Source organism: Proteus sp. fly-1067, assembly GCF_040139345.1.
GTDB classification, from domain to species: domain Bacteria; phylum Pseudomonadota; class Gammaproteobacteria; order Enterobacterales; family Enterobacteriaceae; genus Proteus; species Proteus vulgaris_B.
Map to the genome: position 1 here is coordinate 1 of NZ_JBEEUL010000115.1, position 681 is coordinate 681.

Sequence of the window (681 nt, forward strand, 5' to 3'; positions counted from 1 at the left end):
CTGCGACACTGACTCATGAAACATTACTTGATTGTGCTAAGCAATGCTTAGTCGCTGATGGGGTGTTATGCCTTGTTTTACCTTATGAAGTCGGTGAAAAAGTTGAAATAATGGCAAATAAGGAAGGGTGGTTCACCGCGTATCGAATCAATATCCAAGATAAATCAACCACGGCGTTTCATCGCATGCTACTAGGCCTGAAGTTGACCTTTGTAGAGCCTAATGTGTCAACATTGGCATTGAAGGAGGTTGATAGTCAGGTTTATACCGAAGATTTTCAGCAATTGATCCGCGAGTTTTATTTAAAATATTAGTAGCCAACAGTCGCTGGCTACTAATCGATTTAAGGTTTGAGAATAGTGGGGCCTGAGTGCTCAAGTTGTTCAGGGTAGTCTAGTGTATAGTGTAACCCTCTACTTTCTTTACGTTCTAGAGCACAGCGAACCATCAATTCAGCGACTTGAACAAGGTTTCTTAATTCCAGTAAGTTATTTGAAATACGGAAGTTTGCATAATATTCATGAATTTCTTGTTGTAACATATGGATCCGCCGTAAAGCCCTTTCCAGCCGTTTAGTCGTCCTGACGATCCCCATGTAATCCCACATAAATAATCGTAATTCATGCCAGTTATGTTGAATGATCACTTGCTCATCTGAATTATGAACTAAGCTATCGTCCC

2 pseudogenes are annotated in these 681 nt (G+C 40.5%); one reads left to right on the plus strand and one right to left on the minus strand.

The annotated features are described in order from the left end of the window. A pseudogene (locus tag ABN217_RS19480) lies at nucleotides 1-314 on the plus strand (tRNA (adenosine(37)-N6)-methyltransferase TrmM); the annotation flags it as partial. A 29-nt stretch (nucleotides 315-343) separates the two neighbouring features. Here ABN217_RS19480 and ABN217_RS19485 read toward each other — a convergent pair. After that, nucleotides 344-681 (minus strand): annotated as a pseudogene (locus ABN217_RS19485) (L-aspartate oxidase); the annotation flags it as partial.